The organism is Shewanella sp. TB7-MNA-CIBAN-0143 (genome assembly GCF_040310065.1).
Taxonomy (GTDB): Bacteria; Pseudomonadota; Gammaproteobacteria; order Enterobacterales; family Shewanellaceae; genus Shewanella.
Window position 1 is genome coordinate 1 of sequence record NZ_JBEOPL010000045.1, and the last position, 3,729, is coordinate 3,729.

Here is a 3,729-nt window from a genome sequence, read left to right on the forward strand (position 1 = left end):
CGCTGTGGAGTTAAATCCAGAGCAACACAAAGAAGCTGCTTAACAATTTAGGCGACAACTGTCTTGAAAAACGCCGTTGGTGCAGTAAATCATGTAAGGGCTTGAACAGCGCTGCAGATTTCATCATCCAATCCGCCATGGTTTGCCTGCTTAAGGCGATACCGTGTTGCTTGAATAAGGTTTCTTGCCGGTAAAGGGGTAATGCGTACTGATATTTACTGGTAATGAGCTGGCTTAACAAGCTTGGCGTCGCCACGCTTTTAGGGATAGGACTGACTGGCACGGGCGCTTGTTTGATATTGGCCTGGGTTCCTTTTGTTTCACAATGCTTGCAGCTGTATTTTAATCTAACGTGCTCAATCACACTGATTTTCGCCGGAATAAACTTCAGCTTCTCACTACTGTCTTGGCCCATTAACGCCAGCTCATGACCACAGCACTCACACTGCTTATCTTCATCACTGATGTCATGGATAATCACTTCACGTGGCAGGTCTTTAGGCAGTAATTTACGCTTGGCCCGTTTTTTAGGAGAAACAGACTCGTCTGCATAGGTTGCTAACTCAGCAGGCTCATCAACGGTGACTTCAGCTTCGTTAAACAACTCACCTTGATAATCATGACTTTCACTGCTAGCCCCAAAACGTTGTTGCTGTGCGAGGCGAAATTGTTCAAGCAAACGCTGCACAGAGTGTTTAAGTTCGGCGATTTCAGCGTCTTTCAACTCGATAACATTATCTTTAGCCGCCAGCGTCTCAAGCAATAATTGCTTAAGTAAATCAACGTCATTGGGTAAGTTATCAGGGCTTAATTTCATGGTGTTATTATATCAAACATCACCCGAAACAAGGGTAATACAATGATCTAATTATCGAAAACAGCCTTCGCAATGGCGATCAATTAACTGTAATTCAAGCCGTTCACATGCTGATGACCCAGCACATCAAAGCCAGATAACAGCCAATGAAACTGTTGCTCAGATAAACTCAGGCACTCATCAATACTTTTCGTCGGCCACTTAAATTTATCCTGCTCGAGGCGTTTGTACCAAAGCGCAAAGCCGGTGTTATCCCAGTAGAGGATTTTTAATTTATCACGGCCTTTATTACAAAAGACAAACACACTGCCGTCGCTGGCTTGTAAGGATAATTGCTGCTCAACGATAACAGCTAAGCCATTTATCGATTTACGAAAATCCACCGGTGCACGGTGCAGATAAATACAGGGAAGCTCACGAAACATCAACATGCTTGTAGGCCTTTTATAATCTCCAGCAGGTAGCGTGGGGGCAAGGTGCTGGGGAAAGTCCATAACCCTGTATGATGCTGAAAATGGATAGCCTGGGCTGAAGCGGAAGGTTGAGCTTGGGTTGTCATCGCTGTCGGCGATGTCACGGTAGCCTTAACAAACGGCGCTATCTGTTGGGTGCCCGTTTTAGCCATGTCCGCTTTGCGGGCGTAAAACCCACTAAGACTAAGCTTGTGCACACGACAAAAATTTGAAATCGTTAAGCCGCTAGCGGATTGCTGTTGTATCAAAGCAGCCCAATCTTGATGTGAACGTGTAGCCATGTTAACTCCTGATGTCATTATCAGTCGTTAAGATAAAGGCTCAATGAGTGCAGTTGAAGACGTACTTGCCCGGACGCTTACGAGACACCTTGTACTTATCAAAGATACAAATTAACAATTTTCGGTTGTTTCAGCATTTAGATTTAAAGCTAAATCGAGGTCTTAATGTCTTGGTTGGGGAGAATGACTCCGGTAAGACTACTCTGATTGATGCTATCCGTTATACGCTTGGAACAAAGTCAAATGACCGAGCGTATATCACTGAAGAAGATTTCCATAACGATGCCAGTGACCTGAAAATACAGCTGAAGTTTTCTGAAATAGATACCCACGCACATCGTTTTGTGGAACACCTTTCTCACGAGGAGTATGAGAATGGGCAGGGTGAAAAAAAATACCGTTCTGTTCTTTATATTCAGTTACATGCTCAAATAACTGGAGTAGAGCGACGAGGCTATCCTTACATAAAAACTGAAGTGCGATCCGGTGTAGAAGGAAACGGTTTGGCTATTGAAGCTGAAATTAGAGATTTCCTTGCCACCACATATCTAAAACCACTGAGAGATGCAGAGGCGGAACTTTCTTCCGGTAGAGCTTCAAGGTTGTCACAGATATTAAGTTCTTCGAAAGATATCTGCGATGGAATGGAAAATATCCTTAACATCGTTGCTAAGGCCAATGAGGAGCTTCTTGCTGACGATGCGGCATTGAAAAAGTCAGCTGAAAATATTCAGCAGAAATATCTCCATGAACTCATTTTTGAGAAGGATAAATCTAGGCTTGGTGCATTTATTGATATAGCTGGAGTTAAGCAAGATGAGCTAGCTGAGCTGCCAGAATACGCAAAAAAACGTCATCTTCGTGCGCTATTGGAAGGGTTAACGTTAGCACTTACGGATGACCGACGAGCGCATGGCCTCGGATATCACAACCTGCTTTTTATGGGAGCTGAGTTGCTACTTCTGGAGCAAGAGGTGAACAATGAATTTCCTCTGTTGCTTATAGAAGAGCCTGAGGCGCATCTTCATCCCCAATTACAGATGAAACTTCTCCAGTTTATCAATGCGAAATCTAAGACATTAAAAAATCCTGACGGAGTGCAATGTATTCTGACCACCCACAGTCCAAACATTGCATCCAAAGCAGACCCTGCTGAAATTATCATGTTATCGGAAGGTGGTGCATGGTCTTTAAGAGCTGGTGAAACTGAACTTAAAGAACCCGATTATAAGTTTTTAAGAAAATTTTTAGATGCGACGAAGGCTAACATCTTCTTCGCGAAGGGAGTAATTCTCGTAGAAGGTGATGGCGAAAACATTCTTTTACCTGAGATAGCAAGATTACTAGGACGACCATTGGAAAATTACGGAGTTTCAATCATCAAATATGACAACAGTGGCTCTTGGAAGCGCTTTGTCAAATTGTTTCTTCGACATAACCTAGATGACAATCCTGATGCATGGCATCCGTCAAAAGTTTGCGTACTTCGCGATCTCGATCTGTGGCCTAATTGCGCCGAAGAGAAAGATGATGATAGCAACCCTTATGGTTTTAAAAAACCAAACAACCGAAACCAAAGTTATTGGCGTAGAAACTGTGATAACGAGCAGCAAAGGAAGATCGATCATATTGGTGGATTAAACAGGCAGAACATCGCTGTCAAAATATCCGATGATTGGACTTTTGAATATTGCTTAGCGAAATATGGCCTTTTTGATGAATGCTATGAGGCTATCAATGGCTCAAAATATGGAAAAGAGAACATAGTTGATAACGAAGATGAAAAGGCCACTTATGTCCTTAGTAAAGTCTCGAAAACCGACTTCGCATACGACTTATCTGAAATCTTCCAAAAACAATCAGATGAAAAAGTTGCTGATGCGATTGCAGCCCTTAGGGAAGAAGAGAGGAGCTGCCGCAATGCATGTAACGCGGCAAAAAAACAGGCGGAATCTGAATTCGCTATAGAACTAAAATCAAAACTTCCTCCTTACATTGTTGAAGCAATCGAATACGTTACGGCACCAATAGAAACTGAAGAAGCTTCTGAGGGGGAGAGTAATGCACCACACGCTTGAAGGCGGTGTTTTTCAAGGTAGTTGGCACTCTTTACTTAAATTTTAAGCTGCATTTCTTGTTTCTGTTTCAGACTTCTTAT

3 protein-coding genes and 1 pseudogene are annotated in these 3,729 nt (G+C 42.8%); 1 reads left to right on the plus strand and 3 read right to left on the minus strand.

What is annotated here, in order from left to right:
- Nucleotides 1–82: 82 nt before the first annotated feature.
- The 3 genes and pseudogenes from AAEY97_RS20980 to tnpA form a co-directional block, all read right to left on the minus strand.
- Nucleotides 83–817: pseudogene (locus AAEY97_RS20980) on the minus strand (transposase); the annotation flags it as partial.
- 83 nt (nt 818–900) lie between these two features.
- Entirely contained in the window at nt 901–1,248 is a 348-nt protein-coding gene (gene tnpB, locus AAEY97_RS20985; protein ID WP_124730482.1) for an IS66 family insertion sequence element accessory protein TnpB, read from the minus strand.
- Nucleotides 1,242–1,571, minus strand: a complete 330-nt coding sequence (gene tnpA, locus AAEY97_RS20990; protein ID WP_124012032.1) for an IS66 family insertion sequence element accessory protein TnpA — start codon at nt 1,569–1,571, stop codon at nt 1,242–1,244. The genes tnpB and tnpA overlap by 7 nt, the downstream gene beginning before the upstream one ends.
- Nucleotides 1,572–1,618: 47 nt before the next feature.
- Here tnpA and AAEY97_RS20995 point away from each other — a divergent pair, with 47 nt between their 5' ends.
- Nucleotides 1,619–3,649, plus strand: coding sequence for an ATP-dependent nuclease (locus AAEY97_RS20995; RefSeq protein WP_351001262.1), 2,031 nt, complete (start codon nt 1,619–1,621; stop codon nt 3,647–3,649).
- Nucleotides 3,650–3,729 lie beyond the last annotated feature (80 nt).

Bases quoted from the DNA above. Each gene is read 5' to 3' on its own strand.
- tnpA (WP_124012032.1), bottom strand. From the start codon at position 1,571: ATGGCTACACGTTCACATCAAGATTGGGCTGCTTTGATACAACAGCAA.
- tnpB (WP_124730482.1), bottom strand. From the start codon at position 1,248: ATGTTGATGTTTCGTGAGCTTCCCTGTATTTATCTGCACCGTGCACCG.